This window comes from Rhodococcus sp. M8 (assembly GCF_015654185.1).
Classification (GTDB): Bacteria; Actinomycetota; Actinomycetes; order Mycobacteriales; family Mycobacteriaceae; genus Rhodococcus; species Rhodococcus aetherivorans.
On the sequence record NZ_CP064065.1, the window covers coordinates 3,987,661 to 4,013,550 of the forward strand.

At 72.5% G+C, this 25,890-nt stretch carries 23 protein-coding genes and 2 pseudogenes; 10 read left to right on the forward strand and 15 right to left on the reverse strand.

The window, feature by feature from the left end; genetic code table 11:
* Positions 1 to 97: 97 nt before the first annotated feature.
* From ISO16_RS18055 to ISO16_RS18065, 3 genes are read left to right on the forward strand one after another with little or no spacing between them, the layout of a single operon-like run.
* Positions 98 to 1,651, forward strand: coding sequence for a succinic semialdehyde dehydrogenase (locus ISO16_RS18055; protein WP_072633890.1), 1,554 nt, complete (start codon positions 98 to 100; stop codon positions 1,649 to 1,651).
* Between the two features lie 57 nt (positions 1,652 to 1,708).
* Positions 1,709 to 3,040: a diguanylate cyclase domain-containing protein gene (locus ISO16_RS18060; RefSeq protein WP_006935339.1), complete on the forward strand. Its 1,332-nt coding sequence runs from the start codon at positions 1,709 to 1,711 to the stop codon at positions 3,038 to 3,040.
* 54 nt (positions 3,041 to 3,094) lie between these two features.
* Entirely contained in the window at positions 3,095 to 4,204 is a 1,110-nt protein-coding gene (locus ISO16_RS18065) for a CapA family protein (protein WP_083662364.1), read from the forward strand.
* Positions 4,205 to 4,214: 10 nt separating this feature from the next.
* Here ISO16_RS18065 and ISO16_RS18070 read toward each other — a convergent pair whose 3' ends face one another.
* Both ISO16_RS18070 and ISO16_RS18075 read right to left on the reverse strand, forming a co-directional pair.
* Positions 4,215 to 4,985, reverse strand: a complete 771-nt coding sequence (locus ISO16_RS18070) for a DUF427 domain-containing protein (protein ID WP_029546918.1) — start codon at positions 4,983 to 4,985, stop codon at positions 4,215 to 4,217.
* A gap of 86 nt (positions 4,986 to 5,071) precedes the next feature.
* Complete coding sequence (locus ISO16_RS18075; RefSeq protein WP_072633892.1) at positions 5,072 to 6,547, reverse strand: flavin-containing monooxygenase; 1,476 nt, start codon at positions 6,545 to 6,547, stop codon at positions 5,072 to 5,074.
* 98 nt (positions 6,548 to 6,645) lie between these two features.
* On the opposite strand from ISO16_RS18075, the gene ISO16_RS18080 reads away from it, so the two are divergent.
* A complete protein-coding gene (locus ISO16_RS18080) occupies positions 6,646 to 7,239 on the forward strand; it encodes a TetR/AcrR family transcriptional regulator (RefSeq protein ID WP_072633893.1) in 594 nt (197 codons plus the stop codon).
* 12 nt (positions 7,240 to 7,251) lie between these two features.
* Here ISO16_RS18080 and ISO16_RS18085 read toward each other — a convergent pair whose 3' ends face one another.
* Together ISO16_RS18085 and ISO16_RS18090 are read right to left on the reverse strand one after the other, a co-directional pair.
* Complete coding sequence (locus tag ISO16_RS18085) at positions 7,252 to 7,557, reverse strand: DUF1540 domain-containing protein (protein WP_006935328.1); 306 nt, start codon at positions 7,555 to 7,557, stop codon at positions 7,252 to 7,254.
* Between the two features lie 148 nt (positions 7,558 to 7,705).
* Positions 7,706 to 8,378, reverse strand: a pseudogene (locus ISO16_RS18090) (MFS transporter); the annotation flags it as partial.
* A 116-nt stretch (positions 8,379 to 8,494) separates the two neighbouring features.
* On the opposite strand from ISO16_RS18090, the gene ISO16_RS29095 reads away from it, so the two are divergent.
* The 4 genes from ISO16_RS29095 to ISO16_RS18105 all read left to right on the forward strand — a co-directional run bounded on the left by ISO16_RS29095 (position 8,495) and on the right by ISO16_RS18105 (position 13,262).
* The gene (locus ISO16_RS29095) at positions 8,495 to 8,653 is read left to right on the forward strand and encodes a hypothetical protein (RefSeq protein WP_442800799.1); all 159 of its coding nucleotides are present in this window, start codon (positions 8,495 to 8,497) and stop codon (positions 8,651 to 8,653) included.
* A 77-nt stretch (positions 8,654 to 8,730) separates the two neighbouring features.
* Positions 8,731 to 9,357, forward strand: coding sequence for a TetR/AcrR family transcriptional regulator (locus ISO16_RS18095; RefSeq protein ID WP_072633894.1), 627 nt, complete (start codon positions 8,731 to 8,733; stop codon positions 9,355 to 9,357).
* Between the two features lie 31 nt (positions 9,358 to 9,388).
* Positions 9,389 to 12,577: an acetyl-CoA carboxylase family protein gene (locus ISO16_RS18100; RefSeq protein ID WP_072633895.1), complete on the forward strand. Its 3,189-nt coding sequence runs from the start codon at positions 9,389 to 9,391 to the stop codon at positions 12,575 to 12,577.
* A gap of 40 nt (positions 12,578 to 12,617) precedes the next feature.
* Positions 12,618 to 13,262 (forward strand): UdgX family uracil-DNA binding protein, encoded by a 645-nt coding sequence (locus ISO16_RS18105; RefSeq protein ID WP_139310930.1) that lies wholly within the window; start codon positions 12,618 to 12,620, stop codon positions 13,260 to 13,262.
* 47 nt (positions 13,263 to 13,309) lie between these two features.
* Here ISO16_RS18105 and ISO16_RS18110 read toward each other — a convergent pair whose 3' ends face one another.
* The 4 genes and pseudogenes from ISO16_RS18110 to ISO16_RS18125 form a co-directional block, all read right to left on the reverse strand.
* Positions 13,310 to 14,971 (reverse strand): alpha/beta hydrolase, encoded by a 1,662-nt coding sequence (locus tag ISO16_RS18110; RefSeq protein ID WP_195886170.1) that lies wholly within the window; start codon positions 14,969 to 14,971, stop codon positions 13,310 to 13,312.
* 29 nt (positions 14,972 to 15,000) lie between these two features.
* A complete protein-coding gene (locus ISO16_RS18115) occupies positions 15,001 to 15,381 on the reverse strand; it encodes a PLDc N-terminal domain-containing protein (RefSeq protein ID WP_029546925.1) in 381 nt (126 codons plus the stop codon).
* A gap of 56 nt (positions 15,382 to 15,437) precedes the next feature.
* Positions 15,438 to 16,750: pseudogene (locus tag ISO16_RS18120) on the reverse strand (ISL3 family transposase).
* A gap of 280 nt (positions 16,751 to 17,030) precedes the next feature.
* Positions 17,031 to 17,948 (reverse strand): helix-turn-helix transcriptional regulator, encoded by a 918-nt coding sequence (locus tag ISO16_RS18125; RefSeq protein WP_072633899.1) that lies wholly within the window; start codon positions 17,946 to 17,948, stop codon positions 17,031 to 17,033.
* A gap of 204 nt (positions 17,949 to 18,152) precedes the next feature.
* Between ISO16_RS18125 and ISO16_RS18130 the strand changes: the two genes are divergently transcribed.
* A complete protein-coding gene (locus ISO16_RS18130) occupies positions 18,153 to 18,911 on the forward strand; it encodes a DUF998 domain-containing protein (RefSeq protein ID WP_230304384.1) in 759 nt (252 codons plus the stop codon).
* Here ISO16_RS18130 and ISO16_RS18135 read toward each other — a convergent pair.
* The 5 genes from ISO16_RS18135 to ISO16_RS18155 form a co-directional block, all read right to left on the reverse strand.
* Entirely contained in the window at positions 18,864 to 19,592 is a 729-nt protein-coding gene (locus tag ISO16_RS18135; protein ID WP_072633900.1) for an ABC transporter substrate-binding protein, read from the reverse strand. The two genes, ISO16_RS18130 and ISO16_RS18135, sit on opposite strands and share 48 nt — an antisense overlap.
* A gap of 169 nt (positions 19,593 to 19,761) precedes the next feature.
* Positions 19,762 to 20,709, reverse strand: a complete 948-nt coding sequence (locus ISO16_RS18140) for a CopD family protein (RefSeq protein WP_072633901.1) — start codon at positions 20,707 to 20,709, stop codon at positions 19,762 to 19,764.
* Between the two features lie 16 nt (positions 20,710 to 20,725).
* Complete coding sequence (locus ISO16_RS18145; protein WP_029546927.1) at positions 20,726 to 21,328, reverse strand: copper resistance CopC family protein; 603 nt, start codon at positions 21,326 to 21,328, stop codon at positions 20,726 to 20,728.
* Positions 21,329 to 21,359: 31 nt separating this feature from the next.
* Positions 21,360 to 21,845, reverse strand: coding sequence for a hypothetical protein (locus ISO16_RS18150; protein ID WP_029546928.1), 486 nt, complete (start codon positions 21,843 to 21,845; stop codon positions 21,360 to 21,362).
* Between the two features lie 7 nt (positions 21,846 to 21,852).
* The gene (locus tag ISO16_RS18155) at positions 21,853 to 22,527 is read right to left on the reverse strand and encodes a DUF6474 family protein (protein ID WP_006944681.1); all 675 of its coding nucleotides are present in this window, start codon (positions 22,525 to 22,527) and stop codon (positions 21,853 to 21,855) included.
* A 107-nt stretch (positions 22,528 to 22,634) separates the two neighbouring features.
* On the opposite strand from ISO16_RS18155, the gene ISO16_RS18160 reads away from it, so the two are divergent.
* Positions 22,635 to 24,227, forward strand: a complete 1,593-nt coding sequence (locus tag ISO16_RS18160) for a TM0106 family RecB-like putative nuclease (RefSeq protein WP_044476388.1) — start codon at positions 22,635 to 22,637, stop codon at positions 24,225 to 24,227.
* 1 nt (position 24,228) lies between these two features.
* Here the strand turns inward: ISO16_RS18160 and ISO16_RS18165 are convergent, their stop codons facing one another.
* Positions 24,229 to 25,044 (reverse strand): alpha/beta hydrolase, encoded by an 816-nt coding sequence (locus ISO16_RS18165; RefSeq protein WP_072633902.1) that lies wholly within the window; start codon positions 25,042 to 25,044, stop codon positions 24,229 to 24,231.
* 70 nt (positions 25,045 to 25,114) lie between these two features.
* Positions 25,115 to 25,882, reverse strand: coding sequence for an SDR family NAD(P)-dependent oxidoreductase (locus ISO16_RS18170; RefSeq protein WP_006944673.1), 768 nt, complete (start codon positions 25,880 to 25,882; stop codon positions 25,115 to 25,117).
* Between the last annotated feature and the right edge of the window lie 8 nt (positions 25,883 to 25,890).

The following is a 25,890-nucleotide window of genomic DNA, read 5'->3' on the forward strand; positions in this document are numbered from 1 at the left end:
GGGCTGCCGGGCGGCGAACAGACCGCTCTGTGACAAGCACCACGCCGCGCGGTAGGTTGGTGTAACTGCAAGAACTACTCACCAGTAGGGGTACGACATGCCTGCTCCCAGCGCCGCCACCTTCGTACGGTTGGCCGAGCTCATCGCCATCCCGGACGCAGCGAGCCGTCCCACCCGCTCGGTCGTGGAGGCTTTCACCGGTCGTGAACTCGCGACGGTTCCCATCGGCACCGCCGACGACGCCAGGGCCGCCCTCGAGCGGGCCCGCGTCGCGCAGGCCGACTGGGCACGCCGCTCCGTCGAGCAACGCGCCGAGATCTTCCACCGCTACCACGACCTGGTACTGGCCCACCGCGAAGAGCTGATGGACATGGCCCAGGCCGAGACCGGCAAGGCCCGCGCGTCGGCGCAGGAGGAGGTCCTCGACATCGCCCTCACCGCGCGCTACTACGCGCGCACCGCGCCCCGGCTGCTGCGTCCCCGCCGCGCCACGGGCATGCTTCCCGGCCTGACGAAGACCACCGTGCGCTACCACCCGAAGGGTGTCGTCGGGGTCATCGCCCCGTGGAACTACCCGATGACCCTCGCCGTCTCCGACGCGATCGCCGCCCTGCTCGCCGGTAACGCCGTCGTCCTCAAGCCCGACAGCCAGACCCCCTACTGCGCGCTGGCCGTCGTCGAACTGCTCTATCGGGCCGGGCTGCCGCGCGACCTGTTCGCCGTGGTGCCCGGGCCCGGCTCCGTCGTGGGCACCGCCCTCGTCGAGAACGCCGACTACCTCATGTTCACCGGCTCCTCGCAGACCGGCAGCCTCCTCGCCGAGCAGGCGGGCCGCCGCCTCATCGGCTTCTCCGCCGAACTCGGCGGCAAGAACCCGATGATCGTCACCGCCGGCGCGAACCTGCGTGAGGTCACCGACGCGGCCGTGCGGGCGTGCTTCTCCAACTCCGGGCAGCTGTGCATCTCCATCGAACGGATCTACGTGGAGAAGTCCGTCGCCCCCGAGTTCCTCCGCATGCTCGGCGAGCGGGTGCGGAACATGACCCTCGGGCCGGGTTACGAGTACGGCGTCGAAATGGGCAGCATGGTCAACGAGACCCAGGTCAAGGCCGTCTCCGGGCACGTCGACGATGCCGTCGCCAAGGGCGCCACCGTCGTTGCCGGCGGCCGGGCCCGGCCCGATCTCGGCCCCCTGTTCTACGAGCCGACGGTGCTCACCGACGTCCCCGAGGACGCCGAGTGCTACCGGGAGGAGACGTTCGGTCCGCTCGTGTCGGTGTACCCGGTGGACAACGTCGAGGAGGCGATCCGTCGCGCCAACGACACCGAGTACGGGCTCAATGCCAGCGTGTGGGCGGGCACCAAGGCGCAGGGCGAGGCCATCGCGGCGCGGGTGCGGGCGGGCACCGTCAACGTCGACGAGGGCTACGCGCCGGCGTGGGGCAGCACCGACGCGCCGATGGGCGGCATGGGCATCTCGGGTATGGGCCGCCGGCACGGCGCCGAGGGCCTGATCAAGTACACCGAGCCGCAGACGATCGCGACGACCCGGGTGATGAATCTCGGTGGGCCCCGTGGGGTTCCGCCGAAGCTGTGGTCGAAGGTGATGCCGCCCTTCGTCAAGGCGATGCAGTGGCTGCCGGGCCGGTGACGGCCGGCATTTCGCAGAGCCGGAAACACGCGGTGCGACGAACGCGATAATCCGGCTGTGGGCGATCGCCAGGTGCTGCACGGTGCGACGGAGAACCTCCGGGTCCAGCGGCGCCGTCTGCTCGTGTGGTACCTGGCGGTCAGCACCGGGCTCGTCGCGGTAGGAATCGTTGCGGCCCTGCTCGATCCGGCCATCGCCCGATCCGGTAGCTTCGCCGGCATGGCCTCGGCGCTGGCGCTGGGCATCGCCGGGCTGGGGATCCTGCGGTGGGCGCCACGGCGTCCGGGACGCACCCCCATCGTCGCCGCCACCGCGTGCGCGGTCGTCGCGATGCCCGCGGTGATCGCGTTCCACGTCGATCCCTCCCGCATCCTCATCAGCGTCATGGGATCGATGTTCCTGTCGATGTATCTCTCGGCGTTCTGGCCACCGCGGCAGGCCGTCCTGTGGATCGGGGCGCTCACCGCGGCGACCCTCGGCGCCGCGGCCGTCGCCCCGACGCGCCTGCTGTGGGTCGGTTACGTGATCGTCGCCGCCGCCCTGCTCGGGTCCGGGGCGATCTTCGGGGCCGTCGGACGGCTGCTGGTGAACGCGGCGACCCGCGATCCGCTCACCGGCCTGCGCAACCGCGCGGGTCTCGACCTCGAACTGCGCTCGCGGCCGCGCGACCGCGGTACCCGGGTCTGCCTGGGCCTGCTCGACGTCGACGGATTCAAGGCGTTCAACGACGAGCACGGGCATCCCGCGGGTGACGCACTGCTCCGCGACGCCGCCGGGGCGTGGGCGCAGCAGGTGCCGCGCGGCGGGATCCTGGCGCGTCTCGGCGGCGACGAATTCCTCGTCGTGCTCCCGGACACGGACGAAGAGGAGGGGCGCGCGGTGCTCGAGGACATGGTCCGCGCGAATCCCGTGCCGGTCAGCTTCGGGGTCGCGGCGGGCGTCGTCAGCGACCCCATGGACCTCTACCACGACGCCGACATGGATCTGTATCGGGCCAAGGCCGCGACCTGGGCGCACCTGCCGGATCGGTTGGCGCCGCTGCCCCTGCCCGCCGTCCTCGATCTGCTGCCCGTCCCCATCATCGCCGTGCGCGACGGCGGCGCCATCGCCTACGCCAATCCCACCTTTGCGGCGCTGCTCGGCGTCGACGCCCGGGACGTGGAGAACCGGGCGCTGCACGAGATCTTCACCGGCGGCACGTGGCCCGACGGTTCCGTCACCGTCCGCTCGCTGCACGACCGGACCGGGCAACTGTGCGAGTTCGGCCGCCCGGACGGGACCGTCGTGCAGGCGACGGTCGGCGCCGTCCGGATCCGGTGGGAGAACACCCTCGCGACGCTGGTCGTGCTCGGCGACGTCACCGAGCAGCCGAGCTACGCGTCGGGCTGACCTGTGCCCGTGGACGCACGACGGATCCGGGTGCCGGGGATTACTGTCGCAGGTGTGCCGGGCACGGTGACGCTCTTCCTCGCCGGAGACGTGATGACCGGCCGGGGTGTGGACCAGATCCTCCCACATCCCGGAGGTCCCACGCTGCGGGAGTCCTACGTGAAGGACGCCCGGGACTACGTCGAACTCGCCGAGACCCGCAGCGGCGCGATTCCGCGGCCCGCGGGATACGACTGGCCGTGGGGTATCGCGCTGTCCGTGCTCGACGAGTGCGCCCCGGACATTCGGATCGTCAACCTCGAGACGTCCGTGACCACGTCACGGGACTACGCGCCGGAGAAGGGCATCCACTACCGGATGAATCCGGCGAACGTCGAGGTGGTCACCGTCGCACGGGTCGACGTGTGCACCCTGGCCAACAATCACGTGCTCGACTTCGGCGTCCGTGGTCTGCGCGAGACCGTCGAGGTCCTCACGGCGGCGGGACTGCGGCTCGCCGGCGCGGGCGGCGACGATCGGCTGGCGTGGCGGCCGGCGACGGTCCCGGTCGGGGCGGGCCGGGTGCGGGTGTGGTCGGTGGGTGCGGTGTCGAGCGGGATCGCCCCGTGGTGGGCCGCGACGGCGACGCGGCCCGGGGTGGCGCTGTTGCCGGAGGTGTCGGAGGCGGGAGCCGACGGGCTGCTCGCCCGGATCGACGCCGACCGCGCGGCCGGCGATGTGGTGGTGGTGTCGGTGCACTGGGGGTCCAACTGGGGCTACGCGGTGCCGGACGAGCACGTGCGGTTCGCGCACCGTCTGATCGACGGCGGCGTCGATGTGGTGCACGGGCATTCGTCCCATCACCCGCGGCCGCTGGAGGTCTACCGCGGCAAGCCGGTGCTGTACGGGTGCGGCGACCTGATCAACGACTACGAGGGCATCGGCGGCTACGAGCGCTTCCGCGACGAGTTGCGCCTGCTGTATGTCGTCTCGTTCGACGCGGACTCGCGGGAACTGCGGGAGTTGCGGATGATGCCGGTGCGGGCGCGGCGGATGCGGCTCGAACACGTCACGCAGTCGCAGGAGCGCTGGCTGCGCGCGGCGCTCGAGGAGTCGTCGGCGATCTTCGGCACCCGGTTGCGGGCCGCGGGGGACGGCGGCCCGTGGATCCGGCTCGAGCGGTGAGCCGGCGCGGTCAGCCGCCCGGACGCGCGACGGGCACGCCGTCGACGACGAGGTCCACCGCCTCGTTGTAGAACGCGACGTGGCCGGCGATCGGTGCGACGGCGGGGAGGGGATCCGGGTACGACCAGGCGACGTTCTCGGCCCGCGGCGTTCCGGTGAAGCTCCAGTACCGGGCCGTGCCCTTGTAGGGGCACGACGTGTGCAGTTCCGTCTCCTCGAGTACCGAGAAGTCGACGTCGGCGGGCGGGATGTAGTACCGCACGGGCAGGTGGGTCTCGAACAGCAGCACCGGGTTCCGGGTCTCGGCGACGACCGTGCCGGCGATGGACACCTGCACGTGCCGGCTGCTGGGCAGCGCATCGACCCGGTGGTGCGGGTCGCGGGGATGAACGAAGATCTCCGTGTCCTCCTCGTACCAGTTTTCGATGCCCGCTCCCCGGCGGCCGAACCATTCGAAGCCGATGTACTCCTCGAGTCCCGCGACGTCGAGCACGAACGCCGCGGCGGGCGCCCGGGTCTCGTCGTCGGTCAGGTCGAACCACCGCGCGACGTCGTTCCTGTCGCCCGGTGCCGGGGCGGGCGCGAGGAGATCGGTGCGCACGTCGTCGCGGGGGAACAGGTAGAAGGGGACGGGATGGCCGGGCGGCCACACGAGCAGCGCGCGGATGGTGTCGACCACGGTGTGACCGGCCCAGGTTCCGCGGACCCGCCGCTCGCTGGGTTCGTACAGGTAGCCGTCCGACGGGGGCGGACGGCGGCGGGTGGCGGACCTGCGGGCCATGACCCGACGGTACGCCGGCCATCCGGGCACCGAGGACCGCCGGGCGCACGGATCACCGGCGGACACGGATCACCGGCGGACACCGCTCACCCGGCGGGCACGGGTTCGTCGTCGCGCGTGACGGCGTAGACGCCCGGGTCGAACGCCGACACCCGGCGACGGAGCGCGGCCGACGACCACGGCCAGTTGAAGCTGTTGCGGCCGTTGACGTCGAAGAAGTAGCTGCGGCATCCGCCGGAGTTGTAGACCGTGCCCGGAAGGGCGGCCTGGACCTCGTCGTTGAAGGCGTCCTGGACGTCGCGCCGCACCTCGAGGGTGCGCCAGCCGCGGCGCACCGCCGTGTCGATCGCGGTCGCGACGTGCTCGAGCTGGGCTTCGAGGATGAGGAACGCCGACGTGTGGCCGGTGCCGAGGCTGGGGCCGAGCAGGACGAACGCGTTGGGAAAGCCCGCGACGGACGACCCCAGGAACGCCTGCGGGCTGCCCTGCCAGTGCTCGTCGAGGCTGCGTCCCTGTCCGTCGAACATCCGGCCGGCGATCGGCATGTCGAGGATGTGGAAGCCGGTGCCGAAGACGACGGCGTCGACCTCGGCTTCGCTGCCGTCCTGGGCGATCACGGTGGAGCCGCGGATCTCGCGCACCGCGCTCGGGTGGACCTCGACGTGGGGGCGGGTGAGGGCGGGGTAGTAGGTGTTCGACATGAGCAGCCGCTTGCAGCCCAGGGTGTAGTCGGGGGTCAGGGCGCGGCGCAGCCGCGGGTCGCGGACCTGCGCCCGCAGCTGGGCGCGGCCGATCCACTGCAGTTGCCGCATGAGCCACGGGTGCCGGAAGCCGAGGCCGAGGGCCTCCATGAGCGCGTACTCGGTCGCCTCGACGAGTCGTCGCGCGCCCGGGACGCGGGCGAGCAGCCGGCGCTCGAACCGCGACAGCCGGCGGTCGGGCTTGGGCAGCACCCACTGCGCCGTCCGCTGGTACAGGTGCAGCCGCGCGACGTCCGGCGCGATCTCGGGGACGAACTGGACGGCCGAGGCTCCGGTGCCGACGACGGCCACGCGCTTGCCGCGCAGGTCGTAGTCGTGGTTCCAGCGCGCCGAGTGGAACACCTCGCCGGGGAACTGCGACAGCCCGGGGATGTCGGGTACGAGCGGTTCGTTCCACGGTCCCGCGGCGGCGACGAGGAACCGCGCCCGCACGGTCCCGCCGGTGGTCTCGAGGGTCCAGCGCGCGTCGATCGGGTCCCAGTCCGCGCGCAGCATCTCGATCCCGAACCGGACGTGGGACCTCACGCCGCGGGCGTCGGCGGTGTTCTCGATGTAGTCGCGGATCTCGTTCTGTCCGGCGAAGATTCGGCTCCAGTCCCGGTTCCGGGCGAAGGAGTACGAGTACAGCAGCGAGGGCACGTCGCAGGCGCATCCGGGGTACGTGTTGGCGCGCCACGTGCCGCCGAGGGTCCCGGCCTTCTCGAGGACGACGAAGTCGGTGATCCCGCGCCGTCGCAGCGCGATCGCCGCGCCGATGCCGGAGATCCCGGCGCCGATCACCACCACCCGGTATTCGTCCATCGCGTCGTCCCCTCGTCTCCCGTGATCCCCATTCGAATACCGTCGGTATCCGGATAACCACAGTATCCGAACTTCGGCCGCTCCGGTACCGTCGAGTCGTGGCACGACCGACCCGCCAGGAGACTCAGGCACGCACCCGTGAGGATCTGCTCGCCACGGCGGCCGAGCACTTCCTCGACCGCGGCTACGCCGCGGCGTCCCTCGACCAGATCGCCGAGGACGCCGGTTATTCCAAGGGTGCGGTGTACTCCAACTTCCGCAACAAGGACGAGTTGTGCTTCGCGGTGCTCGATCGGATCCGGGCCGAGCGCATGGGCGAGATCGCCGCGACGCTCGCGGCCGGTGCGACGCTCGACGACGTGGTGACCGCGTTCGGGGTGTGGGCCGAGCGCACCATCGGCGACCGGCGCTGGACCCTGCTCGAGATCGAGTTCTCGGTGCGCTCCCGGCACAACGAGGAGATCCGGTCCCGCATCGCGGCGGGTGCCGAAGGGGTGCGCACGCTCATCGCCGAGCTGATCCGCTCGCTCGCCGACCGGTACGACGTCACGCCCACGATGGATCCCGGGCAGGCGTCGGCCATGCTGCTCGGGCTCGGCATCGGCCTGGGCCTGCAGCGCGCGATCAGTCCCGAGCTGTCGGCGGCCGCGTTGACGGACGCGGTGCGCACGTTGATGCGGCCGCGGCGGTGAGTTCGGCGGAACCTACCGGGCTCGGTAGGTCAGGCAGTTGGCCGCGTGCTCTCCGCTGCCGGTGCCGCCCACGCGGATCTCGCTCGCGGTGCACTCGAGATCCTGGTTGTGCACGCAGTCGGCGCGCTGGCAGGCGCCGACCATGCTGCTGGTGACGGTGTCCAGGCCGCCCTTGGTCGACAGCGGGATGAACGTCTCGCAGTCGGCGCTGCCGTTGTGCCCGGCGACGTTGATGGCGTAGGCGTGGCAGCCGTCGTGGTTGTAGGAGCAGGTGCCGACGCTGCACTCGGTGACGTGCGGCATTTCCATCGTGGTCATGATCGATCCTTCCGGAGGACGGTTGTCCACTATGGGATGCAGACCATGGTAGTGGTGCGGCGGGTGTGCGAACAGGGTAGTGGCCGAGCGGATTTCGTTGGTATGCGGTGTATTTCGAGAACACCCGTGTTGCGTAAACCGGGTCGGCTCACACCCGGGCCGCAGCGGGCTCGCGCACCGGTTCGAGGCTCGGCCGCCGGGCGACGGGGATGGCGAGGGTGACGGCGGCGGCGACGGGGGCGACACCGCAGCCGATGAGCATCCCGGTGCGGAACCCGCCCTCGGTCGGCAGGCTGTAGCCGCCGACCTGCACGCTCATCTGCGACAGGACCACGCCGACCACCGCCGCCGACACCGAGGTGCCCACTGCGCGCATCAGGGAGTTGACGCTGTTCGCCGACGCCGTGGCGGACTGCGGCACCGCACCCATGATCAGCGCGTGCATGGCCCCGTAGACGAAGCCGACACCGGCGCTGCAGATGCAGACGACGAGCATCAAGCCCCAAGTCGAGCCCATGAGCAGCAGGGACACCCCGTAGCCGGCGGCGATGACCAGGCATCCGATCAACAGGGTGACCTTCGGGCCGCGGGTCGCGTGCAATTTTCCGCCGATCGGTGAGACGGCCATCATCACCAGGCCGCCCGGTGCCATCCACAGTCCCATGGCCGGCATCGACTGGCCCAGGCCGTAGCCGGTCTCGGCGGGCAGCTGCAGCAGCTGCGGCACGATGAGCGACTGCGCGTACATCCCGAACCCCACCACGACCGAGGCGGCGTTGGTCGGCCCGCAGGTCCACGAGCGGATGCGGCCGGCGCGGCTCTCGCCGAGCGCATCCCCGACCCCGAGGGGGGCATCGCGCGCAAGTTCCGCATCACCGCGGAGGGTGTCCGTCACCTCGACGACGAACGCGCCCGCTCCGTCGCCGGGCTCGAGCGGGTGCTGGTCGACTGGGATCCCGCCGAGGTCGCCGAGTTCGCCCGCTGGCTCGAACGATTCAACACCGACCTCGAGCGTCTGGCGGGGCACCCCTGGCCGCGGCCGGTGAGCTCGCCCGGATCGTCCCCGTCCCACCCCGAGGGCCGCAGCGGGTCCTGAGCCCGCCCACCCGGCGGCGCGGAGCGACACGAGCGCGGCGTCCGCCGTTGACATTGACGTCAACGTCAACGCATGCTGTGCGGGTGACGACGAGCGATGCCCAGGAACGGGCCCGGTCCGCGCGGCGGGACAGCGACGGCCCGCGCCGGCGGGCCCTGCTCGAGACCGCCCGCGACTGCTTCGGCGAACTCGGCTACGAGCGCACCACCGTCGCGGTGATCACCGGCCGCGCCGACGTCTCCCGCGCCACCTTCTACGCGTACTTCTCCTCCAAGGAGGAGGTGTTCCGCGCGCTCGCCACCCTCGTGTGCCGGCAGTTCCTCGACGCCCAGCACATGGAGGGGCAGGCGGTGGACGACCTGCGCCGGGTGCTGCGCACCACCACCCGCGCCTTCATCGAGTCCGTCTACGTCAACGGCCGCATCCTCGAGCTGATCGAACACCGCGCCCGCCTCGACGACGAGGTCGGCGCCGAGTGGGAGAGCGTGCGCGAACGCCTGGTGGGCCGCTACGTGCGGTTCGTCGAACGCATCAACGCCACCGGCGAGGTGCTCCCGTGCGCGCCACCCGAACGCATCGCCCGCACCCTCGCCGACGCGCAACGCGCCGGCGCCCTGCGCCTGCTCGGCGCCCCGAGACAGGAACAGCAGTCCTACATCGACGACATGATCGCGATGTCCGAACGGCTCATCGGCTTCCGCTGACCGGCCCCGACCGACAGGACCCCCGACACCCATGCTGCTCGTAGCCAACCGCGGCGAGATCGCCCTGCGGGTCATCCGTTCCGCCACCGAACTCGGCCTCGACACCGTCGCCGTGTATGCCGAGGACGACGCGGACAGCCCACACGTCGCCGCCGCCACCCGCGCCGTCGCGCTGACCGGTGCCGGACCGGCCGCCTACCTCGACGGGCAGGCGCTGCTGCGCGCCGCCGCCGAGACCGGCTGCACCCTCGTCCATCCCGGATACGGATTCCTCAGCGAGAACGCCGAATTCGCCGAAGCGTGCGCCGCGGCCGGGATGACGTTCGTCGGACCCGAGCCGCAGGTGCTGCGGATCTTCGGTGACAAGGCCGCCGCCCGCCGCACCGCCGTCGCCGCACAGGTGCCCGTGCTGCCCGCCACCGACGGGGGCGTCACGCCCGGCGCGGCCCGCGACTTCCTCGCCGCCCACCCCGGCGGCATCGTCCTGAAGGCGCTCGCCGGCGGGGGCGGCCGCGGCATGCGGATCGTGCACGACGCCGCGGACCTCGACGACGCCTTCCGCGCGTGTACGGCCGAGGCGGAGTTGGGTTTCGGCAACGGCGCGCTGTTCGCCGAGGCCCTGTGCGCTCGGGCCCGGCACATCGAGGTGCAGGTCGTCGCGGCCCCCGACGGCGCGGGCGGGGTGCGGGCCCTCGCGCTCGGTGACCGGGACTGCAGCGTGCAGCGACGCCACCAGAAGCTCGTGGAAATCGCTCCGGCGCAACGGCTCGGCGCGACGGTGCGCCGCACGCTGCACGAGGCCGCGGCGCGGCTGTGCGCATCGGTGGGCTATCGGGGTCTGGCCACCGTCGAGTTCCTCGTCGCCGGCGACGACGCGGTGTTCCTCGAGGTGAACCCCCGGATCCAGGTGGAGCACACGGTCACCGAGGAGGTCACCGGCGTCGACCTGGCCGCGACGCAGATCGCGATCGCCCGCGGTGCCCGGTTCGACGAACTCGGCCTGCCCGGCGGCGTCACCGCCGACGGCGCCGGCGTGCGCGGCGAGCCCGCCGCCGCGAAGGGCATCGCCGTCCAGGCTCGCGTCAACACCGAGACGATGCGCCCCGACGGCCGGGCCGTACCCGCCTCCGGCACGCTCACCGTGTTCACGCCGCCCACCGGGCCGGGCGTCCGCGTCGACACCTACGGCCGTCCCGGGCTGACGACCAGCCCGCGCTACGACTCGTTGCTGGCCAAGGTGATCACCCACACCCGCATCGACGACTTCGCGGCAGCGCTGCGCAAGACGGACGCGGCGCTCGGCGACCTGCTCGTCGAGGGTGTCGCCACCAATGCCGAGTTTCTGCAGAACATCCTGCGCGACAAGGACTTCGCGGCATCCGACGTGCACACGTCGTGGCTGGACGAACGGATCGCCGACCTCGCCGTCGCCGGCCCCGACGGCGCACCGGCCGTCGCGCCGGAACTGCACGCGGGGGAGGAGGCGGTGCGCGCCGACATGGTCGGCACCGTCGTCGAGACCGCCGCCGACGGCGACGCGCTCGCGCCGGGCGCACCCGTCGCGGTACTCGAGGCGATGAAGATGCAGCACGTGGTGTCCGCCTCCGGACCGGCGACCGTGGTGCGCCTGCTGGTGCGGCCGGGGCAGACCGTGCAGCCGGGGGAGGTGCTCGCCGTGGTGCGCGCCGGGTCCGGCGACGCGGCCACCGGCGACGGGGGTGAGCGGGACCTCGACGCCGTGCGCGACGACCTCACCGAGATCCGGGACCGGCACGCCCGCACCCTCGACGCCGCCCGGCCCGACGCGGTCGCCAAGCGGCACCGGACGGGCCGTCGCACCGCGCGGGAGAACATCGCCGACCTCGTCGACGACGGCACCTTCGTCGAGTACGGGCCGCTCGTGCTCGCCGCGCAGCGCAGCCGGCGCAGCGAGGAGGACCTGATCGCCAACACCCCCGCCGACGGGCTCGTCGGCGGTCTCGCCCGCATCGACGGTGCCGAATCGGTGGTGCTCTCCTACGACTACACCGTCCTCGCCGGCACACAGGGCATGCGCAACCACAGCAAGACCGACCGGCTGCTCGCCCTCGCCGCCCGCCGCGAGGTGCCGCTCGTATTGTTCGCCGAGGGCGGCGGCGGACGGCCCGGGGACGTCGACGCCGGACCCGGACAGGGCTTGGAGCTGTCGACGTTCCGCGCGATGGCCGCCCTGCGCGGGCGCGTCCCCACCGTCGCGGTGGTCTCCGGGCGGTGCTTCGCCGGCAACGCCGCCCTCGCCGGCGTGTGCGACGTGCTGATCGCCACTCCCGACACCAACATCGGCATGGGCGGGCCCGCGATGATCGAGGGCGGCGGGCTCGGCGTGTACCGGCCCGAGGACATCGGCCCGATCGACGTGCAGCGCCGCAACGGCGTCGTGCATCTCGCCGCACGCGACGAGGCGCACGCCGTCGAACTGGCCCGGCAGTACCTCGGCTACTTCACCGCCGCCGCCGGCGAGTGGGCGGCCCCGGACCCGCGGCTGGCGCGCCACGTCGTTCCCGAGAACCGGTTGCGCGCCTACGACGTGCGCGCGGCGATCGATGCGATCGCCGACGTCGGTTCCGTGCTCGAACTGCGTGGCGACTACGGTGTCGGCATCGTCACCGCCCTCGTCCGCGTCGAGGGCGCGGCGTACGGGGTGCTCGCCAACAGCAGCCACCACCTCGGCGGCGCGATCGACGCCGAGGCCGCGGACAAGGCCGCCGACTTCCTCGAGCTGTGCCAGGCGCACCGCCTGCCCGTCGTGAGCCTCTGCGACACACCGGGATTCATGGTCGGACCCGAGTCGGAGAAGGAGGCCACGGTGCGCCGGTTCGGCCGGCTGTTCGTCGCCGGTGCGCGCCTGACCGTCCCGTTCGGCACGATCATCCTGCGCAAGGGTTACGGCCTCGGCGCCATGGCCATGGCCGGCGGGTCCTTCCACGCACCCGAGTTCACCGTGGCGTGGCCCACCGGCGAGATCGGCGGGATGGGGCTCGAGGGCGCGGTGCGGCTCGGCTTCCGCAAGGAACTCGAGGCCGCACCCGACCGGGCCGCGCGCGACGAGCTGTTCGCGCAGCTCGTCGCCGCCGCCTACCAGCACGGCAAGGCCCTGCAGGCCGCGACGATCTTCGAACTCGACGACGTCATCGATCCCGCCGACACACGGGCCTGGGTGTCGCGGCTGCGCATGTCCTGAGCGCCGGTGGGTACCCGTCCGTCACCGAAGGGAGGTGGCGGTGAGCAGGCAACCGGGAGCCGAGGAATTCGTGCCGGAGACCACCGACCTGGCCGAGCTCGCGGCCGCGGCGGGCGGCTGCCGCGGATGCGAGCTGTACCGGAACGCCGAACGCATCGTGTTCGGCGCCGGCCCGGCCACGGCCCGGCTCGTGCTCGTCGGCGAGCAGCCCGGCGATCAGGAGGACCGGGCCGGGGAGCCGTTCGTCGGCCCGGCCGGGCGGCTGCTCGACCGGGCCCTCGAGGAGGCGGGGATCGACCGCGGCGAGGTCTACGTGACCAACGCGGTCAAGCACTTCAAGTTCGAGCGGGCCGCCGCCGGCGGGCGTCGCATCCACAAGAAACCGGCACGCGGCGAGGTCGTCGCGTGCCGGCCCTGGTTGGTCGCCGAGCTGCGGGCCGTGCAGCCCGACGTGCTCGTGTGCCTCGGCGCCACCGCGGCCCAGTCGCTGCTCGGCCCGTCGTTCCGGGTGACCGCGCACCGGGGGGAGATCCTGCACCTCGACGGGGAGGTGCAGATTCCGTCCGCTCCGGCCGTCGTCGCCACGATCCACCCCTCGGCGATCCTGCGCGGACCGGCGGAGCAGCGGGACGAGGCCCTCGCCGGGCTGGTCGCCGATCTGCGGGTGGCCGCCGGGGTGCTGTAGTACCTACAGATGTCCAATACCCACAGCGGTTCGGTACCCACAGCGGTTCAGTCGTCGGACGCCGTCCCGGCGAGGGCGTTCTGCACCCGGTGGGTGGCCGCGGCGTCCCAGCCGTCGGGGGCGAGGATGTCCGCCCACAACTGCGCGGCCTCCGGCCCGTACGCGTGGCCGAACCCGGACGGGACGTCGGCGGAGAACACCATGTCGAGCGTGACCTGCCAGAACGTGACGAACGGCAGCCACCGCATGCCCGGATCCACATCCGGGCCGAGCGGCTCCCGCAACCAGTCCGGCTCCCGCAGCAACAGCTCGAACGACCACCAGGTGATCGGATCGCTCGCATGCTGCCAGAACACCACCCGCGGAAACTGCCACGGCCCGGGCAGGTCCGCATCGTCCGGGCGGGACGCGAACCGGATGTGGCGGCCGGCGTCGACCACCGGCAGCCGCTCGAGCGACCCCGGGTCGCGGTCCGCGGTGATCTCCCCCCACGGCTGCGCGAAGTTCGGGGTACCCACCAGCAGCGCCCCGTCGGTCCGGGCGACCAGGTCCGGCCCCGACGCGAACGCCGCCTGACCGCCGTACGAGCCCAGGCTCTCGCCGAACACCACCAGCGTCGGCCGCTCCGGCTCGGGCCGCGCCGACCACGCCGCATACACCGCCTCGAACAGCGCCCGCCCCGCCAGCCGGGGCGTCTCCCGGCCGGCGACGAACGACAACGCGCTGGGCAGGAACGAGTACTGCATGGCCGCGATCGCCGAATCCCCGCCGGCGACGTATTCGAAGGCCCCGGCGACGTTCGCGTTGACCCAGCCGCGGCCGGTGGTGGTCACCACCGCCAGCACCCGGCGGTCGAATGCGTCGGTGCGCTCGAGCTCGGCGACGACCCGGTCCGCGATGCCCTCGACCGTGTCGGCGGATTCGCGGCCGGCATAGACCCGGATCGGGGTGCGCGCCGGCGCCCCGGTGACGGTCTCGATCTGCTCGGCGCTCGGCCCGCCCGCGACGAAGGTGCGGCCCTCCCGGCCCAGGGTGTCCCACGCCTCGTTCGAGGCCGGCGATCCGGACCGTTCCGGCAGCCCGGGCTGCACCACACCCGGTGCGGTGCCCTGATCGGCCACCTCGGACGAGCGTTCCGCCACGCCCAGCACACCCCGGTGGACGGCGCCGTCGAGCACGAACACGCTCAGGAGCACCACGAGGGTCACCGCCCCGAGCCGGGCGACGGGCCCGGGCACGTACCGCCGGCCCAGCCGGGTCAACCGGTTCGTGCCCGCACGCAGGCCCCGGCCGATCGCCAGTAGCGCCAGCGCGACGACCAGGGCGATCAGCAGCACCAGCAGATAGAACGAGCGCTGGGCCCGCGGCACCCCCACCAGGTCCCGGATGATCTGCTGCCACCACGACCCCAGCACGAGGAACACCGGCACCAGCACCAGCGCCGCCCCGGCCAGAATCCACCAGCCGACCCGGCGGGTCCGCTCCGACCACTGCGGATCGACGCCGCAGCGCCGGACCACCCAGGCGAGCAGGCAGCCGATCCCGTAGCCGGTCACCAGGCTCAGCCCCGACGCCACGCCCTGTAGATACCACACCCGCGGCAGCAACGACGGCGTCATCGACCAGACGAAGAACACCAGCGCGAAGCCCAGACCGATCGGGTGGAACCGGCGCCCGTAGCCGAGCAGCCGAGCGCGCGGCGTGACCACCCGGCCGGGCTCGACGTCAGCGGTGGTAGTCAGCGCAGGGCCTTGGCCTTGAGCCGGTCGAACTCGTCGCCGGTGATCGTCCCGGCCTCGAGCAGTGCCTGGGCCTCGGCGATCTCGGCCGCCGGGGATCGTCCGGCCACCTTGCGGATGTAGTCGTCGGCCGCGTGCTGGGCCGCCTCGTGGGCGGCCGCGTGCCGCTCGGACATGCCGCGGCCCCGCACCAGCAGGTAGACGAAGGCGGTCAGGTACGGGAGGACGACCAGGAAGATGATCCACACGACCTTGACCACGGCGGACGTGGAACGGTCACGGAACAGGTCCGTCAGCACCTGGAACAGGATCAGCAGGTACGCGACGAACGCGAAGACGACCAGGGTGTACCACAACAGGTCCCACAACGAATCCAGCATCACGCACACGCCTTTCACGGTTCGGAGGTGCCCGGGAAACGGACGGAAAGGAGGCTCTACTGACTGATCCGTGGGTTTGTTCTACCGGGTAGTCGGGGTCGGTCGCCTCCGAGGCTGAGCATCGCCAGGGCGATGACAGCCTCGGGGGTGTGGAACCCGAAGCCGCGGCGGACGATGAGCCGGATCTTGGTGTTGACCGATTCGACCCGCCCGTTCGACAACCGGTGTTCGATCGTGGCCAGGATCGCCGGGCGTTGGGCGGTGATACTGCGGGCCAGGCCGACGAACGCCGGCAGGCCACTGGCGGCGGCGTCCTCGATCCACGCATCGAGCGCATCGGGGGCCACCGCAGACGGCAGCTTCAAGATCAGCCGTAGCTGTTCCTTGAGCTGCCAGGCCCGGAACAACCGGGCGTCGTGAGCCTCGATCCAGGCCAGCTGATCACGCTGGGCCGCGGTCAGGTGTTCGGGATTCTTCAGCAACGCCCAGCGGCTGTTCTTCACCGCCGCGGTGGCCGGATCCCCGGCCGAGCGGGTGCGCGATTTGTATCCCGCCCCGGCCCAGGGACGGGCCGCCGGACGCGGGCCCCGGGCCCGGTTCCACGCCGCCCGCCGCTCCACGTCGAGGGCACCGGTCGCCCACGCCACGATGTGGAACGGGTCGGCGCAGCGCACCGCGGCCGGGCACCACCGGGCCACCGTCGCCGCGATCCAGCCGGCCGCATCCGAGGTCACATGCGTGATCTCGGCGCAACGGTCCGGCCCGAGCGCGGTGAAGAACCCGGCGAGCACCGCGGCGCCGTGACCGGGAGCGGCCCACACCAACCGCCCGGTGTCGTGGTCGACGACCACGGTCAGGTACTTGTGGCCCTTCTTGTAGGACACCTCGTCGATCCCGATCCGCCGCACCCCGGCCAGCCGGTCGGCGCCGGCGTCGCCGTCGGCGAACACCCGCGCCACGATCGCCCCGACCGTGCGCCAGGCGATCCGCATCAACGCGCACACCGCCGTCTGGGAGGTCTGCGTGGCCAGCCACGCCACCGTCGCATCGAAACCATAGGTGTGCCCGGCGCCGTGCCGGGCCCACGGCACCGCCGCCACCACCACCGCGTGTTCGGCGCACCGCACCCGCGGAGCGGGGCTTCGACGAACACCGGCACCGCACCCCAGTCCGGGGCCCGCCACCGGCGCCGTCCGGCTCCTCCGTCGTAGCGCGGGCAACGGCGCCGGCACACCCCGCACCGGTGACGGGCGCGGGCCTGCGGCCGCACCGAGACCACCACCGCCCCGGCCTGCTCGTCGAAACCGACCGCGTCGATGACCGTGTGGTCGACACCCAACACCCGACGCCATATCCTGGCTGCGCGCACGCCGTTCTCCGCACCTGTAGCGAACTGACCCTAGACAAGCCAGAACGCTACTGCGGCAACGGCGTGCGCTTCCACCACGGCCGGACCCCACCCACGGTTACGTCAGTAGAGCCGGAAAGGACACCCGGACGCAAACAGGTACACGGTCTTCGCCGGGCACCGGAACACGGCGGCGCAGAATGCACCGTGGTGACGCGAAATGCACCACGATCGTTCCGGGGTGCGGGTCGAGGCCCAGCGTGGTCGCAGCCCGGTGCGGTCGAGCCCGGTGCGGTCGAGCTCAGTGCGGTCGCAGCTCACTCGGGCTCACGCCGCGCACCGCGCGAAGGGCGCGACGCAGCTCGGCGCTGGACGCGAAACCGGCGATCGCCGAGATCTCGGCGACCGTGGTGCGGGCATAGGCGGGTTCCTGGAGGAGCACGGCGGCGCGGTGCGCGCGCAGTCGCCGGATCTGGGACGCGACCGTAGTGTCGTGGGCCGTGAAGGCGCGCTGCAGGCTCCGCAACGACATCTGCAGCCGCTCCGCGATCACGGTCGGGGTCAGCCTCGGGTCGCTGTGATGGGCCCGGACGAGGGTGAGGGCGCGGGTGTACGCGCTGCCGCACAGTTCGCCGGAATCGGCGCCGTAGCCGAGCGATTCGTGGTGCAGCCCCACCACGAGCTCGATCAGGGCGTTCTCTACGCCGCGCGGGGCCGCGGTGGTGTTGTGACGACCGCGTTCGCGGAGCATGGCCATTCCCACCGCGTTGAGCGCGTGCGTCGACAGGGTGGGCTTGGCCGGCCCGAACGTCACGGCCGTCTCCTCGAGATCGAGTCCGCGTTCCTCGAGCCGGTGGCGGGGAATGCGCACCAGGAGCAGGTCCGAGCCGTCCGCATCCGCGGCCTCGTATCGATTCCACCCGACCTGCAGGACGATCCGGCCGCTCTTGACGTGTACCCGGGTGGTGCCGTCGTCGACCACCCGCTCGCCGGTGAGCATCAGGAACAGGTTCGCGACCTCGCCGTCCTCGACGACGCCGGCCAGAGCACAATGCGGTGACATCTGCACCCGGCCGACACTGATCGCCCCGACGTTGCAGATCTCCATCCGGAACCGGAACTGCGTCACGTCGGGGACGGACAGCTCGGTGCGGCTCCCGGCATCGGAGGCCATCGCCTCGAAGCCCTGCCGGCCCCGCAGTTCGATCTTCCGATACACCCTCGTCCCTTCCGCCCCGGCGCGTCCGTGGCTCGGTGCGTCAGCGTGGCATGCTGCACCGGCCGTGGCGGGGGATACGGGCGACGGATAGCTCACATTCCGCGGGGATCGGGGCCGAAGGTCTCTGGCGTCGCCTCCCCGGCCGGATCATGCTGGACCCATCGGGCGCCCGCACCGCCGAGTCGGCGTCCGGGGAGGTCGACGGTGTCCACCCCTGCTCCGCACACATCCCAGGCCCGGCGCGACGGGTCGCACCGTCCGAGCACCGCGTCGACGGTGCTGCTCGCCTGCGGGGTCGTGTCGTCGCTGTTGTACGTGGTTGCGCACGAGATACTCGCGGCTGCGCTCTACGACGGCTACAGCCGGTTCGATCAGGCGATCAGCGAGCTGACGTCGGTCGGTGCGCCGACCCGGGCGCCCCTGACCGCTGTGGGATTCGTGTACGACGTGCTGATCGTCGCCTTCGGGATCGGCGTGTGGCGGACGGGCCGCGGCGTCCGCCCCCTGCGCATCGCGGGAGTTCTCCTGGTGGCCTACGGATTCGTGGGACCCCTGTGGCTGCCGTTTCCGATGACCGGACGTGAGGACATCGAGGCCGGGGCCGCCATGCCGCTCGCCGACACCATGCACCTGGTTCTCAGCGCGGTGACGGTCTCGCTGTGGTGCGCGATGATCGGGTTCGCGGCCGCTGCCTTCGGAACCTGGTTCCGGGTGTACTCGGCGGTCACGGTCGCGACGATCCTGGCGTTCGGAGCATGGACGGGCCGGTACGTGCCGGCGGTCGCCGCCGCCGAGCCGACCCCTGGTATGGGCGCGGTCGAACGCGTGATGTTCGGTGCGTTCGTGCTGTGGGTCGCGGTGCTGGCGGTCGTTCTGCTCGTCCGCCGCACCCGGCCGGCATCGCTTCGCGGTGCGTCAGGAGGACGACGTGCCGTCGCCCCGAGCGGGGGAGAGCCATCGTGAGACCAGCGCGCCGAGCGTGCCGTCCGCGGTGAGGGCGCGCTGCGCCTCCTCGAGATCGGCGCGCAGCGCGGCATCGCCGAGGCGCACCGCCAGGGCGATCTCCTCGCGGGTGATGTCGTACTCGACGACGTCGACGTGTGTCCGGTCGCGGGTCAGCCACGTCAGGACGGGACCGAGCTTCATGAAGGCGTCGCACCCGCCGGTCGACAGCTCGTCCAGGGCACGGTCGATCTCGTGGTACGCGTACACCCGGATCCCGCCGATCCGTCCCTCGGCGAGAAGGCGTTTCACCACCGGTTCGCTGGTGTTCCCCTGCTGCACCCCGACGGTCAGGCCCGTCAGGTCTGCCACCCCCTGCACCGCGGGGTGACGGGCGGTGTCGACTGCCAGGGACTGCCCGGACACGAAGTACGGCGCGCAGAACGAGGCCCGCTCGCGGCGCGGCTCGGTGACGGTGGTGCCGGAGGCGACGACGTCGAAGCGCCCCGCCGCCAGCTCGTCGAAGATCGTCTCGAAGTCGTCGCCCTCGTGCGGGACGAATTCCCACAGCAGCCCGAGGTGCCCGGCGAGGGCCCGGGTGAGGTCGACGTCGAACCCCACGGGCCCGCCACGCTCGTAGAACTCGAACGGCGGATCGGGCATCGCCGATCCCACCCGCAGTGCGGAGGTCCGGGTGGTCATCACTGGCGGCCCGGGTGCGGCCGGACGCGGGTCGTCACAGCACCGGTTTCGGACATCGGCAACCGTCCCGTCCGTTGTGCCTGTCCGTTTCGTCGCACTCTTCTCGACACCTCCCATTGTGCGCGGTCACACTCCCGCAATCCAGCCGCCGGGACGCCGCGGGGCCAGCTCAGGCGCTGGTGGCCAGCGCCGCAGCGAGCCCGAACGCGACGGACGTCGCGGCGACCTCGAGTACCGCGTTGCGCAGCGACGCCTCCGCGGTGACCCGGTGCGCGGCCGCGGCCGGCACCCACGTCCGCCGCCACCACCACGCCAGCACCAGCAGTGCCGTCAGGGTCAGCGTCTTGGCCAGCACGATGCGGCCGTATCCGGTGTCGACGAGCGCCGTGACCGAGCCGAGCCGTACCGCCGCGTCGACGACGCCCGTCGCGGCGAGCACGGCGACGCATCGCACCGCGAGCACCGAGTACCGGGGGAGCAGCCGGGCCCACGCGCCGCGGGACCGGACGGTCAGGGCCAGCGCGACGAGCGTGCCGAACCACAGCGCCGCCGCCAGGGCGTGCGCCGCGTCGAGCAGCGATCCGAGGGCCTGCTGGGACATGTGGCCGGTGACCGGCCGGGCGATGAGCGCCAGCGCCGCGGCGACGAGGACCGGGACCGTGGGCCACGCCGCCGACCGGCGATACGCGAGGGCGGCGACGAGGGTGCACACCAGCACGCACAGCAGCGCGGCCACGCCGATCCGGCCGGCGCCCGCACTGCCGAGGTACTCCGCGAAGCGCGACACCCCGAGCCGCGACACGGGGACGTTCGTGATGTCCGCGGCCTGCAGCACGAGCTGCACGACCTCCGTCAGCACCCAGAGCCCGCCGAGACCGGCGATCGCACGCCAGACGTCGCCGGGGGCGACGGGGGGCCGCCGCTCGTCGCGCACCATGACACCGAGCGTGGCCAGGCCGAGCACCGTCGCGCCGACGCACAGCGACAGCGCCCGCACCCAGCTCGACGCGGCCGGGTTCGCCAGCAGCCATCCGGCGGCGACGCCCGCGGTGGCGCCGACGCCGGCGGTGAGCAGCCACGCCCGGTGCGCGGCGGTGCCGGTGCCGCTCGTCGTCAACGCCCCGCCACCGGCGTCAGGCCTTCTTCGGCTTGCGCAGCACGAACCACAGCACGCCGGCGAGGACGGCGACGCCCACGACGACGAAGACCCACACGGCCGGGCCGCTGTCCTCGTCGCTGTCCGCCGCGGGCGCCGCGGCACCGGCGGCGGCCGCCGCGCCGGGTGCGCCCGGACCGTCCTGCGTGAGGGTGAAGACCTGGGTGCCGGTGACCGGATGGCCGTCCGCCGAGGTCACGCGGTAGGCGATGGTGTACTCGCCGGCCGGGCCGAGATCGCCGACGGCCACGGAGACCGTGGCGTCCTCGACGAGGGGATCACCCTTGGACCACAGGTTGCCGTCCGGGCCGACGACGGTCAGCGCGGCGAAGGACTCCTGCAGAGCCTCGTTGAAGGTCAGGCTCACGCGCTCGGGGCCCTGCGCGATCTGCTCGCCCGGCGCGGGTGTGCTGGCGATGACGACCGAGTGCGCGGCGGCCGGGCCGGCCGCGAACAGCAATGCCGCCGCGACCGCGCCGAGGAGCCCGGCGAGCCGGGCGAGGCCGAGGAGCCCGGCGAGCCGGGCGAGAACGAGTGGGGTCTGTCGCCGGCGTGCGGCGACGGTGTTCGGGATGTTCATGGGTTTCTCTCTCCGGTGGGGTGGGTCGCGGTCACGCCGCGACGGGCGGCCCCCGCCGGGAGATGCACGGTGCCGGCCGGGCCGACGCGACGGTCCGGCCCGCCACGACCGGCAGCACCGTCCGGGCTGCCTCGATGCGTGGGGGCGCCGCGGTCCATGCCGCCCGCACCGCCCGGGTCAGCGGCCCGTACAGGCGTTGCGCCGCCTCGAGCAGGGCCGCGCACGCAACGACCGCGACGGTGTGTGCGACGAGCATCGGCGCCGACGCGTGCAGGTGGCCGGTCGTGACCGCGGCCAGCACCAGGTGCGTCGCCCCCTGCCCGGCCGCGAGCAGCACCGCGGTGGGCACCGCGCGGAGGTGGGCGGCGACGAGCCCGACCCCGGCCGCGACGGCGAGCAGCAACGCCACCGCCGCGTTGCCGGGCACGCCGCCGCCGGCGCCGCCGTGCGCGGCGACCGCCAGGGCGGCGGTCAGCGCTCCCGCGGCGGCGCCGCGCAGGGTCGAGCCGGGCGTCACGCTGGTGTCAGCGCACGCCGAGGCGGGCGAGCAGGTCGGCCTCGATGCCGTCCAGCTCCCGCGAGATGCCGGCGTGCGCGGCCTTGCGGCGCGGTGCCGGCATCTGCTCGGCGGCGTGCACCGCGGCCGTCAGGTCGGAGAGCCGGCCCCGGATGGCGTCGGCGAACTTCTGGGTCTCGGCGTCCTTGGGATGGCGCTCGAGGATCTCGCCGAGCGACTTCTCGGCCCCGGCGATGCGGGCGCTCAGGTGCGCGCCGTGACCGGTGTACTCGCCGAGCTGGTCGACGGCGACCCCCATGCGCTGGGCGCGCGCGGCGTCGAGCTGACCGCGCAGCGCGGTCACGCCCTGGTACACCAGCGGCACGAGCACCGGCGCGAGCAGCCGCACGACGGCGAGGTAGCGCCGCACCTTCGCCGCGGTGAAGCCCTTCTGGGCGGCGGCCTTCTCCTGGGCCTTGAGCGTGGCGAGCTGCTGCTTCTCGACCCGGGTCTGCGATTCGATCAGCGCCTTGTCGGCCTTGAGCTGGGCCTTGGCCGCCTTGATCTCGGCCTTCGTCAGGCGGCTGTCGCGTTTGCGCTGATTCTTCGCGTTGAGTTTGGCCTCGAGCCTCGCCTTGTGCTTGAGAGCCTTCGCCTCCGCCTTGCGGGTGGCGCGGCGCTTCCGCCTCTTGAACAACGCCATCGAACAGGACCCTCCATTCGGTGTACGGCGCCCACGGCGCCACGGGTCAGCCTATCCGTGACGGGGGTTTCCGGTTGACCCTAGGTGGACGAATACTGTTCTTCACTGTGAACGTATCCAGCGAGAGACGGACCTCGCCGGTCCTGATCGAGGCGAGCGCGCTGACCCGCTGCCGGCACCGGGTCCATCTGGACGCGGCCTTTCCGGACGAGTTGGCCGCGGCCCCGGAGCACCCGGGAGCCAAGCAGCGGCAGGAGGCGGCGGCCACCCACCGCGAGGCCGTGCGGCAGCGGCTGTTCGACGCGAACCCCGGCGACTGGGCGCGGATCGACCCCGAGGGGCCGGCGTGGCGGCGCGCCGAAGCCACCCTCGACGCATGCCGTCGCGGCGCGAACCGGATCTGGGGCGCGGTCCTGCCGTCGGAGCCGGACTCGGGCCGGCGGGGCCGGGCCGAGATCCTGCTGCGCGACGTCGAACGCGGTGGCTACATCCCGGTGATCGTGGTCAATCACAAGGTCACCGACCCGGGCCGGGGCGCGACGACGTCGGGGCTGTTCGCGTGGGAGCCGGTGGTCGACGAGACCCGCAAGGTGCGCAGCCAGGTGCGCGACCAGATGCGGGTGGCCCACCTGTACCGGATGCTCGAGCGTCACGGTCTGGCCAGCCCGGCGCAGGTCGGCGGCGCCATCGGGTACGGCGGGGACTGCATCCTGGTGCACGACCTGAGTGCGGTCCTCGAGGACTACGACGCGCGGCTGGCCGACCGGCTCGCGATCGCCCGGGGCGAGACGCCGACGGAACCGTTGCAGATCGGGGAGTGCAAGACCTGCCCGTGGTGGCCGCGGTGCCGTGAGCAGCTGAGTGCGACGCACGACGTGTCGCTGGTCGCGCCGGGGCAGCGCGCGGCGGTGCTGCGCGAGCTGGGCGTGCACACGATCGACCAGCTGGCCCGCTGGGAGGGGGACCCGCCCGAGACCTGGCCGCAGGGCTCGTTCGAGGACACCGTCGTGGTGGCCAAGGCGTGGCTGGCGGGTGCGCCGCTGGTGCGGCGGCACGACCACGTGCACGTGCGGCGTGCGGACATCGAGATCGACATCGACATGGAGAGCTACCACGAGCACGGCGCGTACCTGTGGGGCACGCTGCTCAACGTCGGCGGGATCTCCGCGTACCGGGCGTTCGTCAGCTGGGATCCGGTGCCCACCGACGACGAGGCCCGCTCCTTCGCCGAGTTCTGGACGTGGCTGTCCGCGGAACGGGCCGCCGCCGCCGCGAGTGGGAAAACCTTTGCCGCTTATTGCTATTCGCGTACCGCGGAGGACAAGTGGCTGCTCGGCTCGGCCCGCCGGTTCGCCGGTTTCCCGGGGGTACCGAGCGAGGACGAGGTGCGCGAGTTCATCGACTCGCCGCAGTGGGTGGACATCTACCAGGTCGTCACCGATCAGTTCGTGTGCCCGAACGGCAAGGGACTCAAGAAGATCGCGCCGATCGCCGGGCACCGCTGGCGGGACGAGGAGGCCGGTGGGGAGGCGTCGATGAGCTGGTACCGCGAGGCCGTCGGCTACGACGGGGACCCCGACCCGCAGCAGCGACGTCGCCTGCTCGAGTACAACGAGGACGACGTGATCGCCACGAAGGTGCTCCGCGAGTGGATGAGCGAGCGTGCGGTGCACGAGATCCCGCACATCTCCGACCTGTAGATCACTCCTGCGGGGGCGTCACCGCCTCGGCGAGCCGGATCAGGGCGTCGACCACCGGCGGGCCGAACATCACGGGATCGTTGTGCTCGGCGCCCGGCAGGGCCACCTTCTCGACGAGCCGGCGGGCGGCGCCGGCGACGGCCTCGCTCTGCCCGGGCGGGACGATCGTGTCCGCGGTCCCGTAGACGACGGTGATCGGCACGTCGAGACGCGCGACGGTCTCGGCGACCGGGAAGCGGTCCCACATCAGCCCCGTGGGCAGCAGCGGGTAGTGGTGCCGGCCGACGGTGGGCAGATCGACGAACGGCGAGCGCAGCAGCATGCCGGCGGGCGGATACTCGGCGGCGAGCCCCGTCGTCACCCCGGTGCCCAGGCTCTCCCCGAGGTAGAGCAGCCGGTCCGGTCGGACGTTCTCGTGCTCGAGGAGGTACTGCCGGGCGGCGCGCACGTCGCGGGCGAGGCCGTCCTCGCTCGGGCGGCCGGGGTTGCCGCCGTAGCCGCGGTAGTCGAAGAGCAGAGTGGCGAAGCCGGCCTCGGCGAGCGCCGACGCCAGCGGCGCGCGGTCGACGCGGTTGCCGCCGTTGCCCGAGGCGAGCAGCACCGTGAAGCCCCGCGCCGTGCCGCGGGGCGGGACGTACCAGGCGCCGAGTTCGAGCCCGTCGGAGGTGGTCAGCAGCACGTCGCGGGCGCCGGGCAGCAGCGACTGCGCCGTTGGCGGCGGGGACCTGTCGGGCAGGTAGATCAGCCGGCGCTGCCCGAACCACAGGGCCGACGCGAGCACCGCGACGACCGCGACCACGAGCCACACCAGGCGCATGGCACCAGTGTGCCGTGGTGTCCTTTCGGATCCGGGCGGATCCGAAAGGACACCACGGCGGCGGAGCCGCCTATCGCGGCGCCATGCGCAGCGCGCCGTCCATGCGGATGGTCTCGCCGTTGAGGTAGTCGTGCTCGGCGATCATCTGCACGAGCTGGGCATACTCGGACGGCTGGGCGAGGCGGGACGGGAAGGGCACGCCCGCCTCGAGGCCCTTGCGGTATTCGTCGGTGACGCCGGCGAGCATCGGGGTGTCGACGATGCCGGGGGCGATGGTGTTGACCCGGATGCCGTACTGGGCCAGGTCGCGGGCCGCGGGGACGGTCATGCCGTGGACGCCGCCCTTGGAGGCGGAGTAGGCGATCTGGCCGATCTGGCCCTCGAACGCGGCGACGGAGGCCGTGTTGATGATGACGCCGCGCTGGCCGTACTCGTCGACGGGCTCGGTCTTGGACATCGCGTCGGCGGCCAGGCGCAGGACGTTGAACGTGCCGAGCAGGTTCACGGTGATGACGGTGCGGAACAGCTCGAGGTCGTGCGGGCCGTTCTTCGACAGCACCCGGCCGGCCCAGCCGACGCCGGCGCAGTTGACGACGAGGCGCAGCGGCAGGCCCGAGGCGACGATCTGATCGACGGCGGCCTGCACGTCGTCGGCGCTGGTGACGTCGGTGGCGATGAGGGTGACGCCGGCGGGCGCCTTGTCGCCGACGCGCTCGATGGACTGCGCGAGGTCGAGGCCGAAGACGGTCGCGCCGGCGTCGGCGAGACGCTGGGCGGTGGCTGCGCCGAGACCGGAGGCCGCGCCGGTGACCAGTGCGGCGGTTCCCTGAATTTCCACTGCCGTGC

Bases quoted from the DNA above. Each gene is read 5' to 3' on its own strand.
- ISO16_RS18115 (WP_029546925.1), bottom strand. From the start codon at position 15,381: ATGCTGGATTCGTTGTGGGACCTGTTGTGGTACACCCTGGTCGTCTTC.
- ISO16_RS18155 (WP_006944681.1), bottom strand. From the start codon at position 22,527: ATGGCGTTGTTCAAGAGGCGGAAGCGCCGCGCCACCCGCAAGGCGGAG.
- ISO16_RS18055 (WP_072633890.1), top strand. From the start codon at position 98: ATGCCTGCTCCCAGCGCCGCCACCTTCGTACGGTTGGCCGAGCTCATC.
- ISO16_RS18070 (WP_029546918.1), bottom strand. From the start codon at position 4,985: ATGGCCCGCAGGTCCGCCACCCGCCGCCGTCCGCCCCCGTCGGACGGC.
- ISO16_RS18145 (WP_029546927.1), bottom strand. From the start codon at position 21,328: ATGAACATCCCGAACACCGTCGCCGCACGCCGGCGACAGACCCCACTC.
- ISO16_RS18085 (WP_006935328.1), bottom strand. From the start codon at position 7,557: ATGACCACGATGGAAATGCCGCACGTCACCGAGTGCAGCGTCGGCACC.
- ISO16_RS18135 (WP_072633900.1), bottom strand. From the start codon at position 19,592: ATGACCACCCGGACCTCCGCACTGCGGGTGGGATCGGCGATGCCCGAT.
- ISO16_RS18100 (WP_072633895.1), top strand. From the start codon at position 9,389: ATGCTGCTCGTAGCCAACCGCGGCGAGATCGCCCTGCGGGTCATCCGT.
- ISO16_RS18075 (WP_072633892.1), bottom strand. From the start codon at position 6,547: ATGGACGAATACCGGGTGGTGGTGATCGGCGCCGGGATCTCCGGCATC.
- ISO16_RS18165 (WP_072633902.1), bottom strand. From the start codon at position 25,044: ATGCGCCTGGTGTGGCTCGTGGTCGCGGTCGTCGCGGTGCTCGCGTCG.